The organism is Fodinicurvata fenggangensis DSM 21160, assembly GCF_000686045.1.
In the GTDB taxonomy this organism is placed as follows: Bacteria; Pseudomonadota; Alphaproteobacteria; order Kiloniellales; family DSM-21159; genus Fodinicurvata; species Fodinicurvata fenggangensis.
Genome location: NZ_JMLV01000019.1, coordinates 1 through 24406, shown reverse-complemented (window position 1 = coordinate 24406; position 24406 = coordinate 1). Strand labels below are relative to the sequence as shown.

The following is a 24406-nucleotide window of genomic DNA, read 5'->3' as shown; positions in this document are numbered from 1 at the left end:
GTGCCGGCTTGGAGGGTGAAATAAAAACGCCGGGCACCGGCAAAAGCCGGGCCCGGCGTGAGTGACGGATGGCCCGACTCAGATCAGGCCTTCTTCCTTGAGGTAGCTCTCGGCCACGTCCTCGATCGTTTCACGCTCCACGTCAACGCGTGCGTTGAGGCTCTGCATGACATCGTCGGACAGCTTGCCCGAAAGCTCGTTCAGGATGCCCTCCAGATCAGGATTGGCGTCCAGTGTTTCCGTACGGATGACCGGGGTCAGGGCATAGTCCGGGAAGAAGTCCTTGTCGTCTTCCAGGACCACGAAGTTGAAGGCGGCAATGCGTCCATCCGTGGCGAAAACCAGACCAACCTCGACCTGTTCCTCGTTGAGCGCCTGATAGGTCAGCCCGGATTCCATGGTCTTCAGGTTTCCGCGCGGATAGTTGAAGTCGTATTCTTCCTGAAGCCCGACCAGGCCATCCGGACGACGCGGAAACTCTGCGTTGACGGCGAAGTCCAGTTCCTCGCCGTCATTGATCTTTGCGGCCAGGTCACTGATGGAGGATATGCCCCGCTCCTCGGCATCGGCCTCGCGCATGGCCAGGGCATAGGTGTTGTTGGCGTTCGAAGGCTGCAGCCAGGTCAGGCCCTTTTCGGCATCCAGCTCCGAGACGCGCTCATAGGTTTCCTCAGGGCCCAGGCGTTCCTCGACGTCATTGTAGGTAATCAGGGATGTACCGGTGTACTCCCAGTAAAGGTCGATCTGGCCGTTTTCCTGGGCTGACCGCAGGGCTGTGCTGCCCAGCCCATCGCGCTTGTCCACCTCATAGTCATTGGCTTCCAGAAGCCGCGTGGTCATCTCGGCCATCAAGAGCTGTTCGGTGAAGTTCTTACCACCGACAACGATCTCCTGTGCCTGGGCAGTCAGGGGCAGTGCGGTGACGGCCCCGGCCAGGGCCAGGCTCTTTACAAGATTGCGAAACATCTCTGTTCTCCTCTGTTTCCATGGTTTTGCCGATCCCTTGTTGTCCGGATCGGTCGGTTGCCTGGTTTTCGCCCGCGTTTCTGTACGCCGGCGGTCAGCGCAAGGGGTTTACGCCGCGTGGAATGGCCCAGAATTGAATCTGGGCCACGATGAAATCCACGACGATGGCCAGGAACGCGGTTGCGACCGCGCCGGCCAGCATCATTCCGGTATCGTTGAGGGCAATGCCCGTGAAGATCAGTTCGCCCAGTCCGCCCCCGCCGATCAGGAAGGCCAGGGGAACGGTGCCGACGTTGATGGCCAGTGCCGTACGAATACCGGCAAAGATCACGAAAAGCGCGTTGGGCAGTTCGACCTTGTAGAGAATTCGCCCGGGGCTCATTCCCACGCCGCGGGCCGCCTCGATCAGGGCCGGCTGGACGCCCTTCAGGCCGATGTAGGTATTCCGCACGATCGGCAGCAGTGACACCAGCCAGAGCCCGAAGATCGAGGGCTGGGTGCCGATTCCCAGGAAACTCATGGACAGCGCCAGCACCGCCAGTGTGGGGATCGTCGCACCGATGTTCAGCCCTTGCATCAGCGTTTCGGAAATGCGCCGCATTGAAGGGCGGCTGAGCCATATACCAAGCGGGACACCGGTCAGGATGGCCAGGCCGCCGGAAACGAGCACCAATGTGATGTGCTCGCCCGCCAGGTATTCGATGTCCGGCCAGTAAAGGATGATATCCTGCAGCCATCCGGTTTCCGAAACGATCAGTCCCAGGGCGAAGGCCGACAGAAGCAGAAGCCTTCGTCCGATCTTCCCGACCCAGGCACCGGTCTTGTCGCCTATGGTGTGCGCACTCGCCATCAGCTTGTCGCTGCCCCCTGGGCTGCAATGGGGTCGATCTGGTCGCGATAGGTCTCGCCCAGCAGGTGCGTGATTCCCTTCAGGCTGATGTACCCCTTGTAGAAGCCGTCGCTGTCCACACAGGCCAACCAGCTCAGGTCATGGGCGAACATGGTCGAGACGGCCGAGCGCAGGTCGGCATTGATGTCGATGGTGGTGGGCAGCGAGGACCTGTGTTCATTGACCCGGCCCTTCTTGCCCTCGATTTCGGCCAGCCGCAGGCAGCCTCGGGCGCGCCCCTGGGGGCCGATCATGACGATCGAGATGTGTCCGTTCTCCTTCATCAGGGCAACCGCATCCTCGATTGTATTTTCGGCGCGAACGGTGGGAGGGTTGTGCTCCATGGCATCGCGCACCCTGATCAGACCCAGTCGCTTGAGGGTACGATCCGAGCCCACGAAGTCGGCAATGAAGGAATTCTTCGGGTGCGCCAGGACGTTGTCGGGCGTGTCCGACTGGATCAGCTGCCCGTCGCGGAAGATGGCGATCCGGTCGCCCATCTTGACCGCCTCGTCTATATCATGGCTGACGAAAAGGATCGTCTTGCGCATGCTTTCCTGGAGCTTCAGGAATTCGTCCTGGATGACCTCACGATTGATCGGATCGATGGCCCCGAAGGGCTCGTCCATCAGCATGACCGGCGGATCGGCCGCCAGGGCACGGGCCACGCCTATGCGCTGCTGCTGCCCGCCGGAGAGTTCCTTGGGATAGCGTTTGAGAAAACTGTCCGGGTCCAGAGCCACCATCTCCAAAAGCTCCCGGGCGCGCTTGCGCGACTTGTCCCGGGTCCAGCCCAGAAGGTCGGGTACGACGCAGATATTCTCCTCGACCGTCATGTTGGGGAAGAGTCCGATCTGCTGGATGACGTAGCCGATGTTCCGTCTCAACTGGACTTCATGGTACTCATCGGTATCCCGACCCTCGATAAAGATCTTGCCGGACGACTTGGAGATGATGCGGTTGATCATCTTCAGCGTTGTCGTCTTGCCGCAGCCGGAGGGGCCCAGAAGAACGCAGATTTCGCCTTCCGGCACCTCCAGGGAGACATGATCGACAGCGGTAACCGGCCCGTTCGGTGTGTCGAAAACCTTGGTCAGTTTGTCCAGTGTAATCACAGGTACGATCCCTCCCGGGGTCTTTTTAGGTACGCAGGCCGGCTGGACTGAGCCTCTTGTTCAGCCAGAGCAGGGCGAAGTCCGCGATGATCGCCAGGATGCTGACGGCCAGCGCACCGGTGATCAGCTGGCGCGGGTCGGTTTGCGAGATACCGCGGCTGATGAAGGTGCCCAGACCGCCCGCCCCGATATAGGCGGCAATGGCCATGATGCCGATATTCATCACCACGGCGATGCGAACGCCGGTGATGATGACCGGCACGGCAATGGGGATTTCCACGCGGCGCAGGCGCTGGACACCGGTCATGCCCATGCCACGCGCGGCTTCGCGCAAGGCGGGATCCACATTGTTGATCGCCGTATAGGTGTTGCGGATGATCGGCAGCTGGGAATAGAGCATGACCGCGATGATCGCAGGGACATAGCCGATACCGTGACCGAACGGGGAGAGCAGGGGAATCATGATGCCGAAGAGTGCGATCGAGGGGATCGTCATGATGACACTGGCGATATAGAGCACCGTGTCGGCCACGCGCCGATTTTGCGTAATGGCAATCCCGATGGGCACACCGGTGACGATGGCCATGCCCACGGCGATCGCGACCAACACCGTGTGTTCCACGGTGCGCTCAATCAGCAAATCCCAATTGGAAATAATAAATTCGATTACTTCCAAGTAAGCCTTCCGGTTCTGCAGTCACGGCGCTGATGCGCCGCTTTTGTTATGTCGAATGATCCGAGACGCTATCCCATTGATAAGTAAAGTTCAAGGAAATATAATATCTATTTATAAATGCAATAGCAGCTATTGCGAACCTGCTTCCGGAGGACCTGGTCTGGCCTTCGCGTCAAGACAAGGAATGGCAGTCCCCATCAGCTTCATTCCATGCTGCCCGCTGCTCTCATGTTTTCGGGAACAGCCGTAAAGGAGGCATGATGCTGAACCACGGCGTCCGAAATCATGTCGGCCAGGGTGTCCAGCGCCAGCGAAGTGCCGGCCGGGGAGCGGTGCAGTTCGATCACGGCGGGTTTGAGGGGTGGCAAGCCGGCCGTGTCCTCCAGCGCAATGCAGCCTTCGGGAATGGAACGGTCGGCCTTGATGGAGACGGCCAGGCCGGCGGTCAGTGCCAGGTTGATCCCGGTCGGACTCTGACTGGTCCAGGCGATTCGCCAGCGCTTGCCGGCTTTTGAGAGCAGGGACAGGGCTTGGGCGCGATAGACGCAGCCTTCGGGATTGAGGGCAAGGGGCAGGGGATTTAAGCGATTGACATGAAGATCGGGCGAAGCGACCCAGACCAGGGGCTGGGTGGCAACCGGGATGCCCGTGGGTGTGGCCCGGTGACGGATGCAGAGCACCATATCCAGCAGGCCGTCCTGGAGAGCTGCCACCAGTTCGGTGCTCTGGTCGCAGGTGATCTCGATTTGTACGTCGGGAAAGGACTCGGTAAAGGGCGCCAGGATATCTGGCAGGTAGGCCTGGGCCTGTTCGTCGGTAATTCCGAAGCGGATGGTCTCACTGCTGTTGCGTTGCCCGACGGCAAGTTGGGCCTCTTCCTGCAAACGCAGCATTCGTCGTGCATAAGGCAGGAAGGTAGACCCCGCGGGTGTCAGGGCCACCGAGCGGCTGGTGCGTTGGAGCAGGGAGTCGTTCAGTTGCTCCTCCAGGCGCTTGATCTGAAGGCTGACGGCGGATTGCGTGCGGTTCAGCGACTTTGCCGCGGCGCTGAAGCCACCGCTTTCCGCGACGGCGACGAAGGTGCGCAAGAGTTCGATATCCATGCCTGGTTGGTTCCCTGCTTCATGATCGATCAGAAATCCCAATTGACCTTATAGTAACAAATCGTTTCTGTAATCAATGAGGGCTGCCTATACTTTTCCGCAAGCCATCTTCAGGCCCATTCAGCAGAGGAGCTGCCGGCCAACCCGGCAGGGACATCAAGATGCTTGCCAATGACTCTTCCGTATCCCCACAGCCTGCTGCCAGCCACCAGGAGGTGCCGGTCGTCGACCTGGACAGCTATCCCATCGACCGCCTGGATAGCCCGGAGGGACAGTCCCTGTTGCGCCGTATCCGTGGCGAGCTGGCCCAGAGCGGCTGTGCCATCCTGCGTGGGTTCGTTCGCGAGGATCTGCTGTCCCGTATCCGCCAGGAAAGCGACGAGTTGGCGCCGCAGGCGCACATCAATGATACCCAGACCAACCCCTACAGTTCGGATGGTGATCCTTCACTGCCCGCTGATCATCCGCGCAACATCTTCATGGACCGCTCCAACGGTTTCGTCGGGGGCGATCTGATCGGCTCTGAAACGGCAATTCGTCGTCTTTATCACGACGAGAGCGTGAAGGATTTCCTGGCGCGCGTGCTGGATATCGACGAGCTCCATGAGTATGCCGACCCCCTGGGGGGATTGGTCATCAATGTGCTCAAGCCCGGCTGCCAGCATCCCTGGCACTACGATACCAACGAGTTCGTGGTCTCCATGCTGACCAAGGAGCCCGAGGGCGGCGGCCTGTTCGAATACTGCCCACAGATCCGTTCGCCGGAGAGCGAGAATTACGAGGAGGTGGGGCGTGTCCTGCAGGGCGACAGCACTCCGGTACATACGCTCCAGCTGCGTCCGGGCGACCTGCAGATCTTTTATGGCCGCTATTCCCTGCACAGGGTCAGCCGGGTGGAAGGCGAACAGGACCGTCATACGGTGATCTTCAGCTATGCGCGCGAACCCGGCATGATCGGGCGCGCTGAACGCACCCGGCGGATCTTCGGGCGCGTCGCGCCGATCCATGAACAGCAGGCCAGCGAAGGCCCGGCCCGCAGCGACAAGCTTCAGGACTGATTTTCCAATGAACGAGTCTTCCCACAGGACCTTTTCCACCGACCGGCCGGACCGCCCCCCGGTGGTGCCCAGCACCACGCCCGAACTGGGCGATTCCATACCTACGGCCTTCGATCCCCTGCGCCTGCGCGCGGAGCGATTGGCCCGGCTGCGCGCCATGATGGCCGAGCAGGGTTATGCCGCCGTGGTGTTGTTCGATCCCAACAACCAGCGTTATGCCACCGGCTCGCGCAACATGTTCGGCTATTTCCTGCGCAACTCCACGCGTTACATCTACGTGCCGCTGGAGGGCCCGGTGATTCTCTTCGAGTATCCGGGCAGCGCACATGTCTCCACCTGGCTGGAGACCATCGACGACTCGCGTACCTCCAAGGTGGTCTGGTCTTCGGTGAACCAGCGTGATGGCAAGTCGGCCCAGCCCTTCGCCCAGGAAATCGCGGCGCTGGTGCGTGAGCACAGCGGCGGCGATGGCCTGGTGGGCGTGGATCGCTGTTCGCATATCCTGGCGCTGGCCCTGGAGGCCGAGGGACTGCCGGTGAAGGACTGCCAGCAGGATGTCCTGCACTGCCGCCGAATCAAGACGCGGGACGAGATCGCCTGCCTGGCTCAGAGCATGGCCGCCAGCGAGGCTTCGGTGGCGGCCGTAGAGGAAACGATCCGCCCCGGCGTCAGTGAGACGGACCTCTTCGCCACGATGTACGGCAACGTCATCGCCCAGGGTGGCGAGTTCATCGAAACGCGCCTATTGTCCTCGGGCCCGCGCACCAATCCCTGGTTCAACGAGGCCAGCGGGCGCCTGGTGCGGCCCGGGGAACTGGTGGCGCTGGACACCGACACCATCGGTTGCCACGGCTATTACTCGGACTTCTCGCGCAGCTTCTTCTGCGGCCCGGGGCGGCCCACGGGCTATCAGCAGAGCCTCTACCAGATGGCCTGGGAGCAGGTGCAGCACAACATCGACCTGCTGCGCCCGGGCCTTAGTTATCGCGAGCTCTCGGAGAAGTCCTGGCCGATTCCCGAGCGCTTCTTCGACCGCCGCTATCCCTCGGTGATCCATGGCGTGGGCCTGCACGGCGAAACGCCGCTGGTCGCTCACCCCACGGATTTCGACGCCTTCTCGGGCGATGGCATCCTGGAGCCCGGCATGGTGGTCTCTGTCGAGAGCTACATCGGCGAGGTGGACGGCCCCGAAGGCGTGAAGCTGGAGGAAGAGGTGGTCATCACCGAAACCGGCGCCCAGTTGATCTCCCGCTATCCCTTCGACGAGGCGCTGCTGGGCCGGCAGGTGTGATCATTAATTGGGTCTGAACCAGCCTTCCTGCTGTTGCTGAAGAGACCCCTGCCTTCACACGGCAGGGGTTGCTGGTTCATCGATCAAAATTATTTCCTCTCATTCATGATCAGGATGCTGTCGGCTGGCATAGGTCTTGAGGACCTCAGGTGGCGTCGTGGCTTCTGTCGTCGAGCGGGGAAGCTGGCCGATCAAGTCGATCCAGGACAGGCGGCCTTCACAGCCGACTTCCTCTTCGGGCTGGACAAGGTTCGGTTCATCCAGGCTGGCGAGGGTGATGTCGAGCTTGTCCGAACCGACGTAGCGAAAGTGCAGCGGTGTCCCACAGGCGCTGCAGAAACCACGCTCAACGGCCTCGGATGACCTGAACCAGGAGGGTTCTTCGCGTGTCCAGGCGAAGTCGCTGGAGGCCACCTCGGCGAATGCCATGAAGGGTGTGCCGGAGGCTTTCTGGCACATGCGGCAATGGCAGATGTGCGGCCTCTCCAGGCCTGCAGAAATTCGGTAGCGCACCTTCCCGCATTGGCAGCCACCGGTCAGTGGGTTCTGTTTGAAGTTGCGATGGTCCATGGCAGCTCCATCCTCCTGTCCGATAGGTCTGTAGCATGGGCCCAATGTTGTTAGGCCCAGTCTTTTGATTAGAGATGAATTATCGCATGAGGGTGCTCGCCCTCTGCGGGTGGAATGGTGTAATCAACCGGGTCTGATGAATGCCCATCCCCCGTTCATGGGGAAGAGCCAAAAAATGGTGGGCGCGGCTGGGATTGAACCAGCGACCCCTGCCGTGTGAAGGCAGTGCTCTCCCGCTGAGCTACGCGCCCTGTAAGGTAGGATGGGGCTGTGTACTGACGCCCGTACCGACTGTCAAGGTGCCAGCGGTGACGGGGAACTGAGCAGTTGCAGCTTTCACATCTCACTGTCACCGTCATCATGCGGTCGTATCTGCAGTTTTCCCTTGAGGGACACATCCAGGGCGAACGAGGACTTCCGCGATCAGGATTTCACCGACCAGATCTGGCCATGCACTACTAACGTCTCGAAATGCATATCCTAGAGGCTAGCCTGGGTATGATATCTATGGTTACACCCAGGACCAGTTGATCGCCGACATCCTCGACCAGTTCGAGCGGCACATGCTGTTCCTTCACGAGCAACGGGAGGCTCCCGGAACGAGCACCGTGATTCCCGATGATCCCGAAAAAGCCGGGCCATGAGGTGGTAAGAGGAGCCAAACGATGAAAGATGAGACATTCGATCAGTCTGTCGATTACATTGTCGTCGGGGCAGGTTCGGCTGGCTCCGTTCTGGCCGACCGCTTGACCGAGGAGGGAAAGAACCAGGTTCTTGTTCTGGAATTCGGCGGCAAGGACAACTCCATCTACATTCAGATGCCCACAGCCTTTTCCATCCCGCTGAACAAGCCCCGCTTCGACTGGGGACTGCACACGGAGCCGGAACCCGGCCTGCAGGGCCGGCGGATCCACCAGGCTAGGGGCAAGGTCATCGGCGGGTCCTCCTCGATCAACGGCATGGCCTATGTCCGCGGCTGCGCCGGCGACTATGACGAATGGGTCGAACGCGGCGCCGAGGGCTGGAGCTATGCCGATGTCCTGCCTTACTTCAAGCGCGCGGAAGATTGCATTTACGGGGAAGACGAATATCGCTCGACCGGCGGTCCGCTGGGCGTGTGCAACGGCAATAACATGAAGAATCCGCTCTACCGCGCCTTCATAGAGGCTGGCCGCCAGGCGGGATACGGCGAGAGCCGGGATTACAACGGCTATCGCCAGGAAGGCTTCTGCCGCATGGACATGACCGTGCGCGACGGTGTGCGTTGCTCGACCGCCAATGCCTACCTGAAACCCGCCATGAAGCGGCAGAACCTGCGCGTCGAGATGCACGCCCTGACGACGCGTATCCTGATGGACGGCAAACGGGCGGTCGGTGTCGAGTACCAGAAGGATGGCAGAACGCAGCGGGTGCAGGCACGGCGGGAGGTCATCCTGTCCGCCAGCGCGTTCAACTCGCCCAAACTGCTGATGCTCTCCGGGATCGGTCCGGCGGAGCACTTGAAGGAACACGGCATCGAGCCCGTCCACGACCTGCCGGGTGTCGGCCAGAACCTGCAGGATCACCTGGAAGTGTGGGTCCAGCAGATGTGCACCCAGAAGATCACCCTGAACGGCTGGCTGAATCCTCTGGGACAGGCATGGATCGGTGCCCGCTGGCTGCTGTTCAAGAGCGGCCTGGGGGCAAGCAATCACTTCGAATCCAACGGCTATATTCGCAGCCGCGCGGGACTGAAGTACCCCGACCTGCAATATCATTTCCTGGCCGGCGCCATCGCCTACGACGGCTCCAGTGCCGCCAAGGGGCATGGTTTCCAGGTCCATCTGGGGGCCAACAAGCCCAAGAGCCGCGGCAGGGTACGGCTGAAATCCCCGGATCCTGCGGCGGCGCCGGAACTGGTTTTCAACTACCTGCAGGAAGAAGAGGACAAGCAGGCCTATCGCAACGGCCTGCGCCTGACCCGGGAGATCTTCGCCCAGCCGGCCTTCGATCCCTATCGCGGCGAGGAACTTTCTCCCGGAAAGGATGTCCAGAGCGACGACGAGATCGACGAATGGATCGCACGGACGGCGGAAACCGCCTATCACCCCTGCGGCACCTGCCGCATGGGCTCTGGGTCGATGGCGGTGGTTGACCCGCAGTGCCGCGTCTATGGCATCGACAGCCTGCGCGTGGTCGATTCCTCGATCATGCCCACCGTCACCAACGGCAATATCAACGCACCGACGATCATGCTTGCCGAGAAAGCTGCGGATTACATCCTTGGTCGAGACCCCCTGACCCCTTCGGAAGCGCCCGTATTCGCCCCTTCCGATTGGCAGGAGCAGCAGCGCGAGGCTGCACCGGAACGTCCGGCCACGGAGCAAGCCGGCGCGTCCTGAGCCTTCGCGGGTGTCGAGAGGCGCCCCACCGGTCTGTGCCGGCAGGGCGCCCCTCTGTTTGTCAGGCCCCCATGGCGTGTGCGCCGTGAGTCAGCACATAGACTGCGTAGAGTGACTGACTTCCCGTCATGAACAGGCGGTTGCGCTTCGAGCCACCGAAGCAGAGGTTCGAGCAAATCTCCGGCAGGCGGATCTGGCCGATTCGATCGCCGTTCGGCGCGAAGATGTGGACACCGTCGTACCCGTCGCCGACCCATCCGGCACTGGACCAGACATTGCCGTCCTCGTCGCAATCGATGCCGTCGGCAAGCCCGGCCTGATCGTCGAGTGTCATGTCGGCGAACGTTCTCGGGTTTTTCAGGGTATCGCCGTCGACGTCATAGGCCCAGATGATCTTTTCGGCTTCGGAATAGTGGGTCGCACCGGTGTCGGCAACGTAGAGGATGCTGAAATCCGGCGAGAAGCACAGTCCGTTCGGCTTGAAGGGCTCATCGGCGACCTTCGCGACATTTCCGGTTTGCGGGTCGATCCGATAGACCGCTTCCTTCCGGTAAGGCTGTGGCGAGCCCGTATCGGCCTCGGTGCCCTCGTAGTCGAGCAGGCTGCCGTAGCCGGGATCGGTGAACCAGATGGAGCCGTCCTCGCGGTGTACCACCACATCGTTCGGGGCGTTGAATTCCTGCCCGTTCTCCGGACCGGCAAGTTGCGTAACGCTGCCATCGTGTTCGTAGCGCACGACGCGCCGCGTTTCGTGCTCGCAGGTAATCTGACGGCCTTCCCAATCGAAGGTGTTGCCGTTGCTGTTGCGCGAGGGATAGCGGAACTGTCGGGAGACATGTTCATCCTCTTCGAGCCAACGCAGTTGTTCGTTGCCTGGAATGTCGCTCCAGACGAGGTAGCGGCCAACGCCGTTCCAGGCCGGTCCCTCGGCCCAGAGAGTTCCCGTGTGCAGCCTGACAATCGGCGTGTTGCCGATCTTGGCGGTGAACCTTGGGTCCAGCTGCACGACGTCGGGTTCTGGATAGCGTATCGGTTCGGCATCATCGCCAAAATTCCGTGCCAGAGCATGTGGTGCCATCGCCGTCGTGGCGGCAACGGCGCCTGCTGTCTTCAGCAGATTGCGGCGAGATATGCCAGACCCGGAACTGCCATTGCTGTGCGTCGAAGACGCCAGGTCCAGGAATTTGTGTGCTTGAACTCTGTGCATTGTGTTTCCTCCCCTATGGGTATCGGCTGGATAAGAATCCGCGAGTCTCCCATCTGGTCCAGTTTTCCTGGACTTGTGTGATGCACCCCATCAGGCCTCGGCAGGCCCAGGCAAGTCGGGGTGCGTATGCCGTCTGGCTCGTCGGGGATGACGAGCGCTCCATTCATAAAGACCCCATGTTTTCCCATGACGGACAATATCGTCAAGCAGGAATGCTGCTATAAGTTGTTTCCAGGAAGTTCAGTCGACGAGGAGGGGAATCAGCCTGGACGCCACAGGGACTTGCGTTTGATGTGTTATTTGTGGAGCGGGCGGCGTGGAAGCTCTGACCGTGCCGTGCAGGGCCGCCTACCTCGTTTCTGCAAGAACGACACGGAAAGGCTGTGCCGGAAGCAGGTGAAACCTGTCAGGGGGTATGGCCTTACTCGCCGGCAGCCGTCGCGTGGGGACGCATCTTCAGTTTCAGCTCAACGATGTTGCGCATGCTGAGCCCCGTGATCTCCGCAATCTCGGATAGGGGCAGCGCGGTTTCCCGGATCAGGGCGCGGGCGAAGTCCTTGCGCGGACGCTGGCGTGTGCTGCTGCGATGGTTACCGGCGCGCCACAGCCGTTCGGTCCGGCGTTGCTGTTCCTCGGCCTCCTGCTGCTTCTGGATTTCCTCGCGCCGCTGCTGGCGCATGCGGCTGGCCGCCGCGTCATAGGCATAGGCGGCGTATGTGCGCCACATCCACGCCTGGTTTGCACGGCGAGTCCTTGCATCGGCCTCACGATCCTCCCGCGCACGCTGTTCCACGGGATCGTCCTCGAAGCTGTCCTGGCGGCAAGCCCGGGCGGCCTCCTCCAGGTCCATGCCGAGTGAAGATGCCAGGCGCTTGGCGGCTTCCAATGCGGCCGTCCGTTCGCCATCATAGGGACTTTCGGACGCAAGGGTCAGCAGCTTGCGAAATCTTTCGCGTTTGTCGGGGGTGAAGCTATCGCTCATTGTATGTTCAGTTTAACCCGAATAGGCCGGTGGGCTGCAACAGGTATGCAGGCGTTCGTGACGGACCGGCAGAGGTGTTGAGGCAGAAGTGTTGAGACTGCGGCCCGAGCGTGGCAGCGTGCCTTCCCGTACAACAGAACAACTGAAGGATAAACACCCATGCGTCTTGAGAACAAAGTCGCTCTTGTCACCGGCGCCGCTGCCGGTATCGGCCTGGCTTGCGCAAAGAGCCTGGCAAAGGAAGGAGCCAAGGTTGTCATGGCCGACGTGGCGGCTGAGCGCGGCGAGGCCGCGGCCGAGTCGATCCGCGGTGATGGTGGAGAAGCCATTTTCGTCACCTGTGACGTTGGTGACAAGAAAGAAGTCGAGGCGCTGGTGGCACGCTCTGTCGAGGCTTTCGGAAAGCTCGATATCGCCATTGCCAATGCCGGAATCGTTCATGCCTGCGATTTCCTTGAGTTGGAGGAAGAGGACTGGGATCGAGTCCTGCGCGTGAACCTGAAAGGCGTGTTCCTGACCGGCCAGGCGGCAGCCCGCCAGATGGTGGAGCAGGGCACGGGAGGTACGATCATCAACATGTCCTCGGTCAATGGTGTCATGGCGATCCCAACCATCACACCCTATGTGGTGTCCAAGGGTGGCGTGAACCAGCTGACCAAGTCGATGGCCTTGTCCCTGGCCGACAAGAACATTCGCGTGAATGCCATCGGTCCGGGCTCGATCCATACCGAAGTCTTCGAGAAAGTCGCCAACGATCCGGCCAAGATGGAGGGCATCCTGTCGCGCACACCGATGGGGCGTGTCGGTGACCCCTCGGAAATCGGCTCTGTTGCCGTCTTCCTGGCCAGCGAGGAATCCAGCTACATCACCGGGCAGACCATCTATCCCGATGGTGGCCGCCTGGCCCTGAACTACACGGTTCCGGTCAAGAAGTAGAGCGGAAACGGCCAGCGGAAAAACAGGAAGGGCGGCCTCCAAGGGGGCCGCCCTTCCTTCCTTCGTATAGCAGGCCTTGCCTCTTAATCAGGCAACTTGAAGATGCTGTAGTCGTGACGGCTGGCCTCGTCGCTTTCCGTGGGTTCCTCCTGGCCTTCGGCTTCGAAGGGTTCCACGGCCTTGGGCACGCTCTTTCCACTACGCTCGGCGTCCTTCTGGGCCTTCTCGATCATGGCGTTCAGCTCTGACTGTGTGCAGAGGCCAAGAAGAACCGGATCCTTTGGGCGGATGTTCGACGCATTCCAGTGGCTGCGGTCCCGAATGGACTGGATCGTGGCCTTGGTCGTGCCGATCAGCTTGACGATCTGGCTGTCCTTCAGTTCCGGATGGTTGCGCAGAAGCCAGGCGATGGCGTCGGGCTTGTCCTGGCGCTTGGCCACCGGGGTGTAGCGCGGGCCCTTGGAACGCTTGGCCGGCTTGGGCAGATCCTGAACCAGCATGCGCAGGCGCCGCTTGGGGTCCTGCTGGGCCAGTTCGATTTCTTCCTTGGTCAACTGGCTGTTGGCAATGGGGTCCAGGCCCTGGATACCGGCTGCAACCTCGCCATCGGCAATTCCCTGGATCTCCAGCTTGTGAAGGCCACAGAAGTTGGCAATCTGCTCGAAGGTCAGGCTGGTGTTCTCGATCAACCAGACCGCCGTGGCTTTTGGCATAAGGGGCTGTTGCTGCATAAAAACTCTCCTTCGACAACGAAGCTGGTGCCCTCCGTCGCCGCATCGCCCCGAAGGCGACGTTTTCAAGGTGTCAGGAAACTTCTACACTGCGCTATATAGAACGCCCTATCCGATGGTAAAAGCCCTAAAACACACTAAGCAACGCAGAATCTCAGCTTTCGCTCCTTACGTCGAGCATGATCTTGCCGATATGCGTGCTGGATTCCATCAGGGCATGGGCCTCGCTGGCCTGGGCCAGGGGGAAGCGGCTATGTATGACAGGTTTCACCCGCCCCTGGTCCAGCAGGGGCCAGACACGGCTTTGCAGCGCGGCGGCAATGGCCGCCTTGAAGGTCACGTCGCGCGCGCGCAGGGTTGAGCCGGTGATCGTCAGGCGCTTCATCATCACCTTGCCGAAGTTCACCTCGGCCTTCGGTCCGCCAAGGAAGGCAATGAAGACCAGTCTGCCTTCGGGTTTCAGGCAGTCGATGTTGCGCGGGATATAGCTGCCGCCAACCATGTCGAGCACGACATCGACGCCTTCCTTGCCGGTTTCTTCCTTGATGGCCTCGACGAAGTCCTGGCTTTTATAGTTGATCGCCCGTTTTGCGCCCAGCTCCTCGCAGAAGCGGCATTTCTCCTCGCTGCCGGCGGTCACGTAAACTTCACCGCCAAGGGCCGAGACCATCTGGATGGCGGTGGTGCCGATGCCCGAAGAGCCGCCATGCACCAGAAGTTTCTGTCCGGGTTCCAGGCCGCCGCGGTCGAAGACATTGGACCAGACCGTGAAGAAGGTTTCTGGCAGGGCTGCCCCCTCGAGAAGGGAGAAGCCCTTCGGAATCGGCAGGCATTGCGCAGCAGGGGCCACGCAGTATTCGGCATAGCCACCACCGGTCACCAGTGCACAGACCTGGTCGCCGATCCGGAAGGACTCCACACCGTCCCCGCAGGCGACAATGCGGCCCGCCATTTCCAGTCCGGGCAGGTCGGATGCGCCTGGAGGGGGGGCATAGGCGCCCTGGCGCTGCATGACGTCCGGACGGTTGACGCCGGCTGCGGCCACTTCGACCAGGACTTCGCCGGGGCCGGGCTGCGGTACGGGGCGCTGGGTCATTTTCAAGGCCTCGGGGCCGCCTGGTTCGGCAATCTCGATGGCGTTCATCTGGGTCGGAATCTGGATCTGAGCGGAGTCTGTCATCTGTGGTCTGGCTCCCTGCTGGAGTCTCCTCCATTGAAGAGAAACACGGTTCTGTGTTGAAATCGATCAGGCTTCGAGGTGGTGGTCAATGGCTTGGAGATGAAGGATGGAGATGGATCCGGAAGAAGAGCTGCCGCGGCGCGGCTTGCCTGTCGGGCGTGATCTGGAATTGATGGGCATCGCGGAACTCAAGGATTACCTGTCAGAGCTTGAGGCAGAGATGGAGCGAGTCAAGGAGAAGATCTCCGCCAAGAGCACGCATCTCAGTGCGGCGTCGGAGCTGTTCAAGACCTGACACGCGGCGACTTTCCCCGGGACCTCATGAAGAGCAGCCAGCCCAATGGGCCGGCCAGAAGCACAAGAACCAGCCAGCCCAGACGCGGGCTGAGCGGGCAGCCCGTTCCTTGCGGTGCATGCCAGGGGCCGCCCCTGGAAGACAGCGTTACATGCACAAGCGGCAGCAGCCAGCCGAGCGTCAGTATCGTCCAGGCGACCAAGCTTTCCATCATGATGACAGGATGACTCTTTCCTTCGTCCTTGACCAGAGCCCGTCGAGAAGGCTGTTCTGGTGCAGGTCGTCAAACGAACGAGGACAGTTTGGAAAGGAGTGACGCGTGGTTAAGGGCAAGACAGTGCTGGTGACCGGTTCCACCAGCGGGATCGGCAAGGGAATTGCCGAGGCGTTCGCCATGGAAGGAGCCAATATCGTCCTGAACGGTTTTGGTGATCCGCAGGAAATCGAACAGTTGAAGGAGGACCTGCGCTCGCGCCACGGAATGTCCGTTGGCTACGAGGACGCAGACCTGATGGACAGTACGGCGATCGAGGAGATGATGCGCCGTATCGAAGCCGATTTCGGCGGGGTGGACATCCTGGTCAACAATGCGGGCATCCAGCATGTGGATTCCCTGGAGGATTTCCCGCCGGAGAAATGGGATGCGGTCATTTCCCTGAACCTGTCGTCTGTATTCCATACCACGCGGCTTGCCCTGCCTTCCATGCGCAGCCAGGGCTGGGGCCGTATCATCAACATTGCCTCGGCTCATGGCCTTGTGGCGTCCGAGAAGAAATCCGCCTATGTGGCGGCGAAGCATGGCGTCATGGGGCTGACCAAGGTGACGGCCCTGGAAACCGCCAACAGCGGCATCACCTGCAATGCCATCTGTCCGGGCTGGGTCCTGACCCCCTTGGTACAGAAGCAGGTGGATGCCATTGCGGAAAAGCAGGGTGTCGATCAGGAGGAAGCCAAGAAGATCCTCCTGTCCGAAAAGATGCCGCATCATCAGTTCGTGACGGTCGAGCAGCTTGGGGCGACGGCCCTGTACCTCTGTTCGCCGGCGGCCGACACCATGACGGGCGTGCCCGTGACCCTGGACGGAGGCTGGACGGCACGCTGAGCCGGGCCGGGCTTCCGGGCATCGCTGCGTACGTTTTCTTCAGTAGTGAATTTCCATGCGCAGGCCGCGCCGGTTATGTTCGGTGTTCCCTGTTGGCACCTGCCGACCTTGGCCGGCCGCGTGCCATGCGGCCGCCTGGGCACAGGCCGCTGCATCAAGGAAGTCATCCAGTGCTGCCAGCCTGCGCGGCAGGTGGGGCAGACTTTCCCTGACATCCGTCAGGCCCGCCTGTGCCAGCAGGTCCAGACGCTTGCGCTGGCCTTCAGCTGTTTTCTTTCCGGCCACTGCTTGCCAGTGGTTCAGGCGGTGAAAAATCAGTTCCGGGTGGGCCTCGATAACTCGGAACTGACGCGCGGGCGTCATGAGCACGTCCAGATTGCGCAGAGCCGGGTGGAGATTCCAGGCCTGCTTGCTCAAGCCGTGTCCATCCTGCTGGGCCAGCCGATTGGCCTGTGAATAGTTATCGCACTCAAGCAGGGGGCGTCGAAGGTCCAGGAAGATTCGACTGCGCGCACGGCCGGGCAGCAATGCGCGGGCCTCCAGGTCGCAGTGCCGTCGGCCGTGATCCGGCAGTCCGATGGGCATGTCGACGGCGAGCATGGCGAATCGGTCCGGTAAGTCGTTCGGCAAGTCCGTTAGAAGTTCAAACTTCAAGCTTTTCTGTTCATTGTCGAGATGGCAGAGAATCCATCCGCCACGACAGCCATCAAGGCCAGCATATCTGCTGTCTTTGATCATGACGTCGTGTTAACCTTATCTTAGTATTGTTGTTGCATTATGGATATCGCAAGCGGGACCCGGCCAATAGTATTTCCGCTTTTCATTCTTCGATTGCGAGTCTCCCTGTGCAACTTGCCGCCGATCCTTTCGGCGGCATTTTCTTTGGTTGCGGCCATTCGCTTCCAATCCTGCGCCTTCTGGCAGCTGTACTGTTCCCCCAGGAAATCGTCGTATGCAGTCTGTGTCTGTCTGCACTGAGTCGAATGCAATCTTAAGGCTTGATTCTTTGCCTCGGTTGTCTTTAGGCTTCGTCTCCAGGCAAGTTGCACAGGGCAAGGCTTAAAAGAAGAGGGCCGCAGATCTCATACGAGACCTGCGGCCCTCATAAATTTTGAAGCCTTGCCCTTGCCTGAAAATCCCCCCTGGAAGCCCCCACTCAACGGCGTGATATTCCTGCGCGCGGATCCAGTGCGTCCTGCAGGCCATCCCCCAGGAAGTTGAAGGCAATCACCGTCAGGAAGATCAGCAGGCCGGGCCAGATGGCCAGTAAGGGCGCCTGCCAGATGAGTTCCTGCGCGCCGGTCAGCATGTTCCCCCAGCTGGGCAGGGGCGGCTGGATTCCCAGGCCCAGAAACGACAAGGCCGATTCCAGCAGGATGATGTTCCCGATGGAAAGCGTGGTCGCCACAACGAGGGGCGAGAAGACGTTGGGCAGTATGTGCCTGACCATGATACGCAGCGGTCCGGCCCCCAGGGCTTCGGCAGCAATGATGAATTCCCGGCGTTTCAGGCTGAGTGTGGCACCGCGTACGAGGCGCGCCACGGTGGTCCATCCGAACAGGGCGATCAGGATGACAATTCGATAGAAACTCAGCAGGGTGGAATCGGCGATTTCGCGCGGCACGCCCAGCTTTGTGGGATCGATGGCAGCCATGATGATCAGCAGTGGCAGCAGCGGCAAGGCAATCACCGTGTCTGTCAGCCGCATCAGTACGGCGTCGAGCCGCCCGCCCAGGTAGCCTGCCAGGATTCCCAGGCAGGTGCCGATGACAGCGGCAAAGAGTGCAGCCATAAGGCCCACGGCCAGGGAGATGCGCCCGCCATAGAGCAAGCGGATCAGGGTGTCTCGGCCCAACTCGTCCGTGCCAAGCGGATGTTCCGGCGAAGGAGCGGCATAGCGGGCAAGCAGGTTGACCTGCTCCATTTCGTGGCCCAACCAGACCTCGAACAGGGGAGCGGCGGCGCAAGCCAGTGCAAAGAGTATCAGCAGGATGAAGGACAGCACTGCCGGCCGATGGGCCAGGAATCGTCGCCAATAGGAGATGCCGACACTGCCAGTGGCCTGTTTCTGGTTGGCTGAGAGGTTGCTTGTCTGGCTCATTCGTACTGGATCCTCGGGTCCAGCCAGCCATAAACCAGATCGGCCAGGATGTTGGCGACCAGGACGGTGCCCGTCGCCAGCAACAGTCCGACCAGGGCCAGGTTGTAGTCGTTGCCCATGACAGCGTCATAGATCGTCTTGCCCATGCCCAGCCAGCCGAAGATGGTTTCCGTGATCAACGCACCGCCAAACAGTGTGCCCATGTCCAGGGCGAGGATCGTGACAACCGGAATCATGGCGTTGCGCAGCACATGGCCGTAGAGGATGCGGTTCTCGCTGAGCCCCTTGGCCCGGGCCGTGCGCACATAGTCCTGGCGCAGGGCCTCGCGTACGGAAGCACGGATATGGCGTAGCAGCGTCCCGATGCTGGTGATGCTGAGCGCCATCACCGGCAGCACCATGTGCTGGAGGGTGCTGCCAATGCTGCCGTCACCGGTGCCGCCGGCTGGAAACCAGCCCAGGTGGACCGCGAACAGCAGGATCAGCAGGATGGCCATCCAGAAGGATGGTAGGGAGAGGCCGGCAAAAGCCAGCAGGTTGATGCTGATGTCCGCCGTACTGCCGGGTTTGCGGGCAGCGAGCAGGCCAGCCGGCAGGGCGATGACAAAAGACACCAGCAGGGCCGCGAACATCAGAAGCAGCGTATTGCCCAGGCGCGGCAGCAGCACATCGGTGACCGGGACGGCAAACAGTCTGGAATACCCAAGATCGCCCGACAGCGCCGCCGTCAACCAGTTCCAGTAACGTTCGTGAAAGGGCCGGTCGAGGCCGTAGAGGGCCTTCAGGCGCTGAGCGTCCGCAGCGCTGAGGTTCGGGTCGGCCGAGATCATCAGGTCAACGGGGTCGCCCGGCATCAAGGCAATCAGCCCATAGATCAGGAAGGACATGGCCAGCAGGACGAAGGTCGCTTCCAGCAGGCGGCGTGTGAGAAATGCGCCCATTCAGACGTGGTCCCTCATGCTGTTTGACGGACCAGGCATGCTTCAGGGCGCGGCGCGATGCCAGTCCTCGACCCAGAGGGTCGAGGTGCCCATGTGGCCGGTGGCCTGCAGGCCCTCAAGCCAGTTCGGCAGGATAAAACTGTTGGCGCGCCAGAACAGGGGCAGGGCTGGCAGCTCCTCGGCGTAGAGCGTCTGCAACTCGCTCCAGAGCTGACGCCGCTTGTCGCGGTCCAGTTTCACCTCGATCCGGTCGATCAGATCGTCCATGCGCTCGTTGGCAAATCCGGTGAAGTTCTGACCCACCCAACCGTTGGCTTCGGTGGGGATCTCCTCGGAGTGCAGAGTGGTGCGCGGCACGCTTTCGGGACTGGATATCCAGGCAAAAAGCGCCATGGCGTTGAATTCGCGCTGGTTCAGCGTTTCGGCAAAGAGGACACGCGGGGGCTGGTTGCGAATGACCAGTTCGACGCCAATCGCCTGCCACTGACTCTGCAGGACCTGTTGTATCAACTCACGTGTCCGGTTCCCGGCCGTGGTCATGATCTCGAAGCGCAGCGGTGTGCCGTCCGCAGTATGGCGCACCCCGTCGCGAACTTCGCTCCAACCGGCCTCCTCCAGCAGGGTGATGGCCTTTTCGGGATCGTAGCTGTAGTCGGGGACGTCCTCCTCGAACACCCAGTCCAATGGACTGACCGAAGTCAGTGCTACTGGCTGTTCGCCCTGGAACAGCTGTTCATTGATGGCCTGCCGGTCCAGGCCATAGAGCAGGGCCTGGCGCACGCGCCGGTCGGCCAGGATGGGATTGTCCAGGTTCAGGTCGATGTGCTCGTAGATGAGGCCTGGCTTGAAGCTTACGTCATAGCTGTCGCCGTGACGCTCCGCGAAGGCCAGGGCCTGGTCGATGCTCAATCCAAGCTCGCCGGCAATCATGTCGATGGATCCGGAGAGAAGATTGGCTTCCAGCGCCGTGGTGTTCTCGAAGATGCGCACCACGATGCGGTCGAAATAAGGCTCTTTCCCGGACCAGTGCTCATTCCGGTCCAGCGTAATGCGGGCGCCGGGCTCCAGGTCGCTGACCCGGTAGGGTCCAAGAGAGAGGCCGGGGTTCGCGGGGTCGCTGTCGTAAGCGGTTCGGTTGCGATACTGGGCCGGATTCTCCTCGAAGATTTCGCGCTCGATATGGGCGGGCAACAGGCGATAGTCGGCGAAGGAATTGTAGGCGAAGGTCACCCGATCCAGATGAAAGGTGAAGGTCTTGTCGTCATGGACGGTGATGTCCTCGATGCGGCGGTAGAGTTCGGCGTTGCTGATGCCGGAGTCCGGATGGCTGCCAACCTCCCAGGTAAAGACCACGTCCTCGCTGGTGACCGGCGTGCCGTCGCCCCACTCCAGCTCCTCCTTCAACTGGAAGGTAACCTTCAGTCCATCGCGGCCTTCCTCACGCGAAACCCGTTCGGCCCCACCGTTTTCCAGCGTGGGCAGGTTCCTGCAGAGGAAGCAGGTCACCTGCCAGTCGTGGTCATAGTGCGTCAGCGGACGCGTGGTCATGCCGTTGACGTAGCTCTTGGCCAGCATGCTGTCGATGTTGGGGTTCAGGGTCGAGGGGTACTGCGTGATGCCGATGGTCAGGGTTTCGGCCAGGGCCGTGCGGCCACTGACAGACAGCAGCGCCGTCAGCAGTAGAACGACCAACTTCATGGAAAATCGCATATATCCCTCCGCTCATTACGGAGAGGAGCCTAACGCAGGATGACGGACAGTGCGAGATGTGAAGCGTTGTCCTCCGGGCCCTTTCCAGCCGCTTCCTTCCCTGGAAGACGGGGTGGTCAGCCTGCCCCACTGCCGGCGCCGAAGGCGGTTGCGGCCGAGGATGCCTTTGCGGCATGTTTGCGAGCGGTCCAGATGTCCTCCGATGGTGTTTTGTGGCCGTATCTCACTGTATGGTTTTGCACAGGATATCTCATGAATCTCTATTCGATGCTCCAGCGCCGTCATTCGGAAGGGCGCCCGATCCGCGTTGGCCTGATCGGCGCCGGCAAGTTCGGTTCCATGTTCCTGGCCCAGGTCCGGGTCATTCCGGGCATGCATCTCCTGGCGATTGCCGATCTTTCGCCGGAACGTGCCAAAATGGCCCTGAAGACAACCGGATGGGACGCTGATGCGGTTGCCACCGAGTCCTTCCAGGATGCCCTGTCTAGCGGCCGCACCTGCATTACCGACAATGCGGAAGACTTGATCCGTGCAGACGGGCTGGATGTCGTGATCGACGCCACAGGGCATCCCACAGCGGGCCTGGAGCATGCTCTTCTGGCCGCCGAGCAGGGACGCCACATGGTCATGGTGAACGTCGAGGCCGACGTCCTGGCGGGGCCATCTTTGGCCGAGCATTTTCGCAAGGCCGGCCTGGTCTATTCCATGGCCTATGGCGACCAGCCGGCACTGATCTGCGAGATGATCGACTGGGCACGCACCTGCGGATTCCGCGTGGTGGCGGCCGGCAAGGGCACCAAGTACCTGCCCGGCTATCATGCCTCCACGCCCGATACGGTCTGGCAGCACTACGGCCTGAGCCCGGAGGAAGCCGAAAAGGGCGGCATGAATCCGCAGATGTTCAACTCCTTCCTGGACGGCACGAAGTCCGGAATCGAGATGGCCGCCGTTTCCAACGCTGCCGATCTGATAGCACCCAGGGATGGCCTGCTTTTCCCGCCGGCGGGCGTTCATGACCTGCCGAAGGTGCTCAAGCCGCGCGACCAGGGGGGTGTCCTTGAGCAAGCCGGCATGGTCGAGGTGGTTTCCAGCGAGGAACGTGACGGCCGTCATGTCTTCGGCGACCTGCGCTGGGGGGTCTATGTGACCTTTGAAGCCATGGATGAAAGCGCTGCCGGTGCGGACTACGTGCGCCGCTGTTTTCGGGAGTATCAGGTGGTCACGGATCCCTCCGGGCGCTATGCCACGCTGTTCAGGCCCACGCACCTCATTGGACTGGAACTGCCGATCAGCGTTGCCAATGCGGCTCTGCGCGGCGAGCCCACCGGCACCTCGGAAGCCTTCAACGCGGATGTAGTTGCTGTTGCCAAGCGCGGTCTGGGCGCCGGTGAGGTCCTGGATGGAGAAGGGGGCTATACGGTCTGGGGCCGCCTGATGCGTGCCCGGGATTCCCTGGACAAGGGCGGACTGCCCATCGGCCTGGCCCATGGTGTGAAGCTGACACGCGCCCTATCCGAGGGAGAGGTCGTGGCCTGGGCGGATGTGGAGGTGCCCGACAGTCATGCCGTGCGCTTCAGGCGCGAAATGGAAGAAGGCCTTCGCGGAAAGCAGCCGGCCGCAGTCTGATCTCCAGTCAGGGGAGGTGTTCCATGCGGATTCTCCCCTGGCTGCAGGCACTGGCCGGTCAGGTGTCCGGATAGGCGCGCTTTTTGACAAGGCGGGTGCGGGCGAGCAGTTTACTGTCGGAAAGTTGTGCCGCAACTGGTGTCAGGCACCACAGACACCGCATTGCCGATCGCGGTATGCGCGCTTCGCAGTGGGCACAGTTCTTCAGCTGGTTTTGTATCTGGTTCATGGCTTTCTCCCATTCGCATCACAGCGGTGAGCGTTAAGGCATGTCTGAGGATGACCCGGGAGGAAGCCTGTGAACCTCAAGGGTTCATCATCGTTCCATCCCGGGAGAAGCCAAGCGTTTGCTGATCAGGATTCCTCATGTGCATGTTGACTTACACCTGATCTGAACCGGGTGGTGAGACACGGGTGATCGTCAGTTTTCGCACTTCGCCATTACGTGTCTGCCAGTTGATCGCGGACCCTTCGGCCAGGCCAATCAGGGCCGCTCCGATGGGGGTGAGCACCGAGATGCGTTGGGATGCGATATTGGCATCGGTGGGAAGTACGACGGTGACGGTTTTCTCGCTTTGGCTGGTTTCGTCGAAATAGGTGACGCTGGAGCCGATGGTCACCACTCCGTGGGGCAGGTCGCCTGGCGCTACGACTGCCGCTCGATTCAGCTCGTTCAGCAGTTGTTCAGCGACGTCGGGTTCCCGCACGGACAGAGATTCCGCCATGCCGTACAGCCTTTCCATCTGTGTTGCATCAAGCAGCACGGGCGGATCCTCGGTATTCTTTGGGTTCTGATTTTGCGTATTCATCATTCTATCTTTCGGGTTAGTTCATCCCTGTTTCACAGGCATTCACCCAGAGCTTCTGCCCTATGCGTTATCGCGCTGGGCTTCGGGTTGATAGGCGACCTCTCTCAGGAGAACCTGTCCCAGACTTCCGTCTGCGCGAAGCAGGGGCACCTCTTGCCCGCTGTGGAGACCGAGCAGTGTCGCACCGAGCAAGGTGGTTACGGACAAGCTCAAGCCAGTCGTGGCGTGGCCTTCGGAATGAATCAGGACACGGGTCTCATCGGGGCGTCCATCCAGCGAGAAGACGATGCGACTGTTGCCCGTCGCGACCTCGGGGGCCACATCGTCGGGCATGACAAGCTGAGACTCTGCCAGCTTGGTCCGTATCAGCGCCAAGGCCAGGGGTGAGATCGTCCTTGCCGGGGAAGGCCTAGAGCGTGTCGGCGTAGATCAGATTCGGGATTCCCCTGAGAATTGATCTGTGATTCCCTCTGCGTATGGCAGATATAGGGGGTTACAGATGGGTAAGCCACATCCCTTTGAGCTTCGCCGCCGTGTTGTCGAGTTTGTCGAGGAGGGTCATACCCACCGTGGGGCGGCGGCGCATTTCCGGGTTTCGATCAAGTTCGTCAACGACATGGTCAAGCTCAAGCGCGAGACGGGCGGGCTGGCGCCAAAGCGCCAGGGCAATCCCGGGCGGGGTAAACTCAGCGAGGTATCTGACTGGTTGCGTGCCAGAATGTGCGAGAAAACAGACA

General features: G+C 61.1%; 25 protein-coding genes and 1 tRNA gene. 8 read left to right on the top strand and 18 right to left on the bottom strand.

Features of this window, described 5'->3' with window-relative positions; genetic code table 11:
• Positions 1–78: 78 nt before the first annotated feature.
• The 5 genes from BP38_RS0117545 to BP38_RS21395 form a co-directional block, all read right to left on the bottom strand.
• Positions 79–966: a glycine betaine ABC transporter substrate-binding protein gene (locus BP38_RS0117545; RefSeq protein ID WP_026988794.1), complete on the bottom strand. Its 888-nt coding sequence runs from the start codon at positions 964–966 to the stop codon at positions 79–81.
• 94 nt (positions 967–1060) lie between these two features.
• On the bottom strand, positions 1061–1816 hold the full coding sequence (locus BP38_RS0117540) for an ABC transporter permease (RefSeq protein ID WP_081816768.1): 756 nt from the start codon (positions 1814–1816) through the stop codon (positions 1061–1063).
• The gene (locus BP38_RS21400; RefSeq protein WP_051609521.1) at positions 1816–2970 is read right to left on the bottom strand and encodes an ABC transporter ATP-binding protein; all 1155 of its coding nucleotides are present in this window, start codon (positions 2968–2970) and stop codon (positions 1816–1818) included. The genes BP38_RS0117540 and BP38_RS21400 overlap by 1 nt, the downstream gene beginning before the upstream one ends.
• A 25-nt stretch (positions 2971–2995) precedes the next feature.
• Entirely contained in the window at positions 2996–3646 is a 651-nt protein-coding gene (locus tag BP38_RS0117530; protein WP_026988792.1) for an ABC transporter permease, read from the bottom strand.
• 203 nt (positions 3647–3849) lie between these two features.
• Positions 3850–4749: a LysR family transcriptional regulator gene (locus tag BP38_RS21395; RefSeq protein ID WP_035725842.1), complete on the bottom strand. Its 900-nt coding sequence runs from the start codon at positions 4747–4749 to the stop codon at positions 3850–3852.
• A gap of 161 nt (positions 4750–4910) precedes the next feature.
• On the opposite strand from BP38_RS21395, the gene BP38_RS0117520 reads away from it, so the two are divergent.
• Both BP38_RS0117520 and BP38_RS0117515 read left to right on the top strand, forming a co-directional pair.
• Positions 4911–5807: a HalD/BesD family halogenase gene (locus BP38_RS0117520; RefSeq protein ID WP_026988791.1), complete on the top strand. Its 897-nt coding sequence runs from the start codon at positions 4911–4913 to the stop codon at positions 5805–5807.
• Positions 5808–5814: 7 nt separating this feature from the next.
• Positions 5815–7098: a M24 family metallopeptidase gene (locus BP38_RS0117515; RefSeq protein ID WP_026988790.1), complete on the top strand. Its 1284-nt coding sequence runs from the start codon at positions 5815–5817 to the stop codon at positions 7096–7098.
• A 99-nt stretch (positions 7099–7197) separates the two neighbouring features.
• Here the strand turns inward: BP38_RS0117515 and BP38_RS0117510 are convergent, their stop codons facing one another.
• Positions 7198–7668: a GFA family protein gene (locus BP38_RS0117510; RefSeq protein WP_026988789.1), complete on the bottom strand. Its 471-nt coding sequence runs from the start codon at positions 7666–7668 to the stop codon at positions 7198–7200.
• A gap of 176 nt (positions 7669–7844) precedes the next feature.
• A tRNA-Val gene (locus BP38_RS0117505) sits at positions 7845–7919 on the bottom strand.
• Positions 7920–8333: 414 nt separating this feature from the next.
• Between BP38_RS0117505 and betA the strand changes: the two genes are divergently transcribed.
• The gene (gene betA / locus BP38_RS0117495) at positions 8334–10049 is read left to right on the top strand and encodes a choline dehydrogenase (RefSeq protein WP_026988788.1); all 1716 of its coding nucleotides are present in this window, start codon (positions 8334–8336) and stop codon (positions 10047–10049) included.
• A 61-nt stretch (positions 10050–10110) separates the two neighbouring features.
• On the opposite strand, the gene BP38_RS0117490 is transcribed toward betA, so the two are convergent.
• Together BP38_RS0117490 and BP38_RS0117485 are read right to left on the bottom strand one after the other, a co-directional pair.
• Complete coding sequence (locus BP38_RS0117490; protein WP_051609520.1) at positions 10111–11256, bottom strand: SMP-30/gluconolactonase/LRE family protein; 1146 nt, start codon at positions 11254–11256, stop codon at positions 10111–10113.
• A 421-nt stretch (positions 11257–11677) separates the two neighbouring features.
• Entirely contained in the window at positions 11678–12238 is a 561-nt protein-coding gene (locus BP38_RS0117485) for a hypothetical protein (RefSeq protein ID WP_026988786.1), read from the bottom strand.
• Positions 12239–12397: 159 nt separating this feature from the next.
• On the opposite strand from BP38_RS0117485, the gene BP38_RS0117480 reads away from it, so the two are divergent.
• Positions 12398–13174 carry an SDR family NAD(P)-dependent oxidoreductase gene (locus tag BP38_RS0117480; RefSeq protein ID WP_026988785.1) on the top strand — a complete coding sequence of 259 codons (777 nt, stop codon included), beginning with the start codon at positions 12398–12400 and terminating at the stop codon, positions 13172–13174.
• Positions 13175–13257: 83 nt separating this feature from the next.
• Here BP38_RS0117480 and BP38_RS21385 read toward each other — a convergent pair whose 3' ends face one another.
• Both BP38_RS21385 and BP38_RS0117470 read right to left on the bottom strand, forming a co-directional pair.
• On the bottom strand, positions 13258–13905 hold the full coding sequence (locus BP38_RS21385) for a DUF1013 domain-containing protein (protein ID WP_035725838.1): 648 nt from the start codon (positions 13903–13905) through the stop codon (positions 13258–13260).
• A gap of 154 nt (positions 13906–14059) precedes the next feature.
• The gene (locus BP38_RS0117470) at positions 14060–15085 is read right to left on the bottom strand and encodes an NAD(P)H-quinone oxidoreductase (protein WP_211250391.1); all 1026 of its coding nucleotides are present in this window, start codon (positions 15083–15085) and stop codon (positions 14060–14062) included.
• Positions 15086–15191: 106 nt separating this feature from the next.
• On the opposite strand from BP38_RS0117470, the gene BP38_RS0117465 reads away from it, so the two are divergent.
• Complete coding sequence (locus BP38_RS0117465; RefSeq protein ID WP_026988783.1) at positions 15192–15380, top strand: DUF1192 domain-containing protein; 189 nt, start codon at positions 15192–15194, stop codon at positions 15378–15380.
• Here BP38_RS0117465 and BP38_RS0117460 read toward each other — a convergent pair.
• A complete protein-coding gene (locus BP38_RS0117460; RefSeq protein WP_026988782.1) occupies positions 15370–15594 on the bottom strand; it encodes a hypothetical protein in 225 nt (74 codons plus the stop codon). The two genes, BP38_RS0117465 and BP38_RS0117460, sit on opposite strands and share 11 nt — an antisense overlap.
• A gap of 105 nt (positions 15595–15699) precedes the next feature.
• On the opposite strand from BP38_RS0117460, the gene BP38_RS0117455 reads away from it, so the two are divergent.
• Positions 15700–16482 (top strand): 3-hydroxybutyrate dehydrogenase, encoded by a 783-nt coding sequence (locus BP38_RS0117455; RefSeq protein WP_026988781.1) that lies wholly within the window; start codon positions 15700–15702, stop codon positions 16480–16482.
• A gap of 39 nt (positions 16483–16521) precedes the next feature.
• On the opposite strand, the gene BP38_RS21380 is transcribed toward BP38_RS0117455, so the two are convergent.
• The 4 genes from BP38_RS21380 to BP38_RS0117430 all read right to left on the bottom strand — a co-directional run bounded on the left by BP38_RS21380 (position 16522) and on the right by BP38_RS0117430 (position 21222).
• Positions 16522–17220: a DUF429 domain-containing protein gene (locus BP38_RS21380; protein WP_051609519.1), complete on the bottom strand. Its 699-nt coding sequence runs from the start codon at positions 17218–17220 to the stop codon at positions 16522–16524.
• 418 nt (positions 17221–17638) lie between these two features.
• Positions 17639–18583, bottom strand: coding sequence for an ABC transporter permease (locus BP38_RS0117440; protein WP_026988779.1), 945 nt, complete (start codon positions 18581–18583; stop codon positions 17639–17641).
• A complete protein-coding gene (locus BP38_RS0117435) occupies positions 18580–19524 on the bottom strand; it encodes an ABC transporter permease (RefSeq protein ID WP_026988778.1) in 945 nt (314 codons plus the stop codon). The genes BP38_RS0117440 and BP38_RS0117435 overlap by 4 nt, the downstream gene beginning before the upstream one ends.
• A gap of 42 nt (positions 19525–19566) precedes the next feature.
• Positions 19567–21222, bottom strand: a complete 1656-nt coding sequence (locus tag BP38_RS0117430) for a peptide ABC transporter substrate-binding protein (RefSeq protein ID WP_155992498.1) — start codon at positions 21220–21222, stop codon at positions 19567–19569.
• Between the two features lie 264 nt (positions 21223–21486).
• On the opposite strand from BP38_RS0117430, the gene BP38_RS0117425 reads away from it, so the two are divergent.
• Complete coding sequence (locus BP38_RS0117425) at positions 21487–22860, top strand: NAD(P)H-dependent oxidoreductase (protein ID WP_026988776.1); 1374 nt, start codon at positions 21487–21489, stop codon at positions 22858–22860.
• Positions 22861–23240: 380 nt separating this feature from the next.
• Here the strand turns inward: BP38_RS0117425 and rnk are convergent, their stop codons facing one another.
• Together rnk and BP38_RS0117415 are read right to left on the bottom strand one after the other, a co-directional pair.
• Positions 23241–23672 carry a nucleoside diphosphate kinase regulator gene (gene rnk / locus BP38_RS0117420; RefSeq protein ID WP_155992497.1) on the bottom strand — a complete coding sequence of 144 codons (432 nt, stop codon included), beginning with the start codon at positions 23670–23672 and terminating at the stop codon, positions 23241–23243.
• A 57-nt stretch (positions 23673–23729) separates the two neighbouring features.
• A complete protein-coding gene (locus BP38_RS0117415; protein ID WP_155992496.1) occupies positions 23730–24002 on the bottom strand; it encodes a hypothetical protein in 273 nt (90 codons plus the stop codon).
• Positions 24003–24168: 166 nt separating this feature from the next.
• On the opposite strand from BP38_RS0117415, the gene BP38_RS22770 reads away from it, so the two are divergent.
• Positions 24169–24406: COG3415 family protein (locus BP38_RS22770; protein ID WP_211250390.1), on the top strand; the 238-nt coding region annotated here is incomplete at its 3' end.

What these genes read in the sequence shown, in the direction of transcription:
- BP38_RS0117545 (WP_026988794.1), bottom strand. Translation starts at nt 966, where the DNA reads ATGTTTCGCAATCTTGTAAAGAGCCTGGCCCTGGCCGGGGCCGTCACC.
- BP38_RS0117540 (WP_081816768.1), bottom strand. Translation starts at nt 1,816, where the DNA reads ATGGCGAGTGCGCACACCATAGGCGACAAGACCGGTGCCTGGGTCGGG.
- BP38_RS21395 (WP_035725842.1), bottom strand. Translation starts at nt 4,749, where the DNA reads ATGGATATCGAACTCTTGCGCACCTTCGTCGCCGTCGCGGAAAGCGGT.
- BP38_RS0117520 (WP_026988791.1), top strand. Translation starts at nt 4,911, where the DNA reads ATGCTTGCCAATGACTCTTCCGTATCCCCACAGCCTGCTGCCAGCCAC.
- BP38_RS0117515 (WP_026988790.1), top strand. Translation starts at nt 5,815, where the DNA reads ATGAACGAGTCTTCCCACAGGACCTTTTCCACCGACCGGCCGGACCGC.
- BP38_RS0117510 (WP_026988789.1), bottom strand. Translation starts at nt 7,668, where the DNA reads ATGGACCATCGCAACTTCAAACAGAACCCACTGACCGGTGGCTGCCAA.
- betA (WP_026988788.1), top strand. Translation starts at nt 8,334, where the DNA reads ATGAAAGATGAGACATTCGATCAGTCTGTCGATTACATTGTCGTCGGG.
- BP38_RS0117490 (WP_051609520.1), bottom strand. Translation starts at nt 11,256, where the DNA reads ATGCACAGAGTTCAAGCACACAAATTCCTGGACCTGGCGTCTTCGACG.
- BP38_RS0117485 (WP_026988786.1), bottom strand. Translation starts at nt 12,238, where the DNA reads ATGAGCGATAGCTTCACCCCCGACAAACGCGAAAGATTTCGCAAGCTG.
- BP38_RS0117480 (WP_026988785.1), top strand. Translation starts at nt 12,398, where the DNA reads ATGCGTCTTGAGAACAAAGTCGCTCTTGTCACCGGCGCCGCTGCCGGT.
- BP38_RS21385 (WP_035725838.1), bottom strand. Translation starts at nt 13,905, where the DNA reads ATGCAGCAACAGCCCCTTATGCCAAAAGCCACGGCGGTCTGGTTGATC.
- BP38_RS0117470 (WP_211250391.1), bottom strand. Translation starts at nt 15,085, where the DNA reads ATGACAGACTCCGCTCAGATCCAGATTCCGACCCAGATGAACGCCATC.
- BP38_RS0117465 (WP_026988783.1), top strand. Translation starts at nt 15,192, where the DNA reads ATGGAGATGGATCCGGAAGAAGAGCTGCCGCGGCGCGGCTTGCCTGTC.
- BP38_RS0117460 (WP_026988782.1), bottom strand. Translation starts at nt 15,594, where the DNA reads ATGATGGAAAGCTTGGTCGCCTGGACGATACTGACGCTCGGCTGGCTG.
- BP38_RS21380 (WP_051609519.1), bottom strand. Translation starts at nt 17,220, where the DNA reads ATGATCAAAGACAGCAGATATGCTGGCCTTGATGGCTGTCGTGGCGGA.
- BP38_RS0117440 (WP_026988779.1), bottom strand. Translation starts at nt 18,583, where the DNA reads ATGAGCCAGACAAGCAACCTCTCAGCCAACCAGAAACAGGCCACTGGC.
- BP38_RS0117435 (WP_026988778.1), bottom strand. Translation starts at nt 19,524, where the DNA reads ATGGGCGCATTTCTCACACGCCGCCTGCTGGAAGCGACCTTCGTCCTG.
- BP38_RS0117430 (WP_155992498.1), bottom strand. Translation starts at nt 21,222, where the DNA reads ATGAAGTTGGTCGTTCTACTGCTGACGGCGCTGCTGTCTGTCAGTGGC.
- BP38_RS0117425 (WP_026988776.1), top strand. Translation starts at nt 21,487, where the DNA reads ATGAATCTCTATTCGATGCTCCAGCGCCGTCATTCGGAAGGGCGCCCG.
- rnk (WP_155992497.1), bottom strand. Translation starts at nt 23,672, where the DNA reads ATGATGAATACGCAAAATCAGAACCCAAAGAATACCGAGGATCCGCCC.
- BP38_RS0117415 (WP_155992496.1), bottom strand. Translation starts at nt 24,002, where the DNA reads ATGCCCGACGATGTGGCCCCCGAGGTCGCGACGGGCAACAGTCGCATC.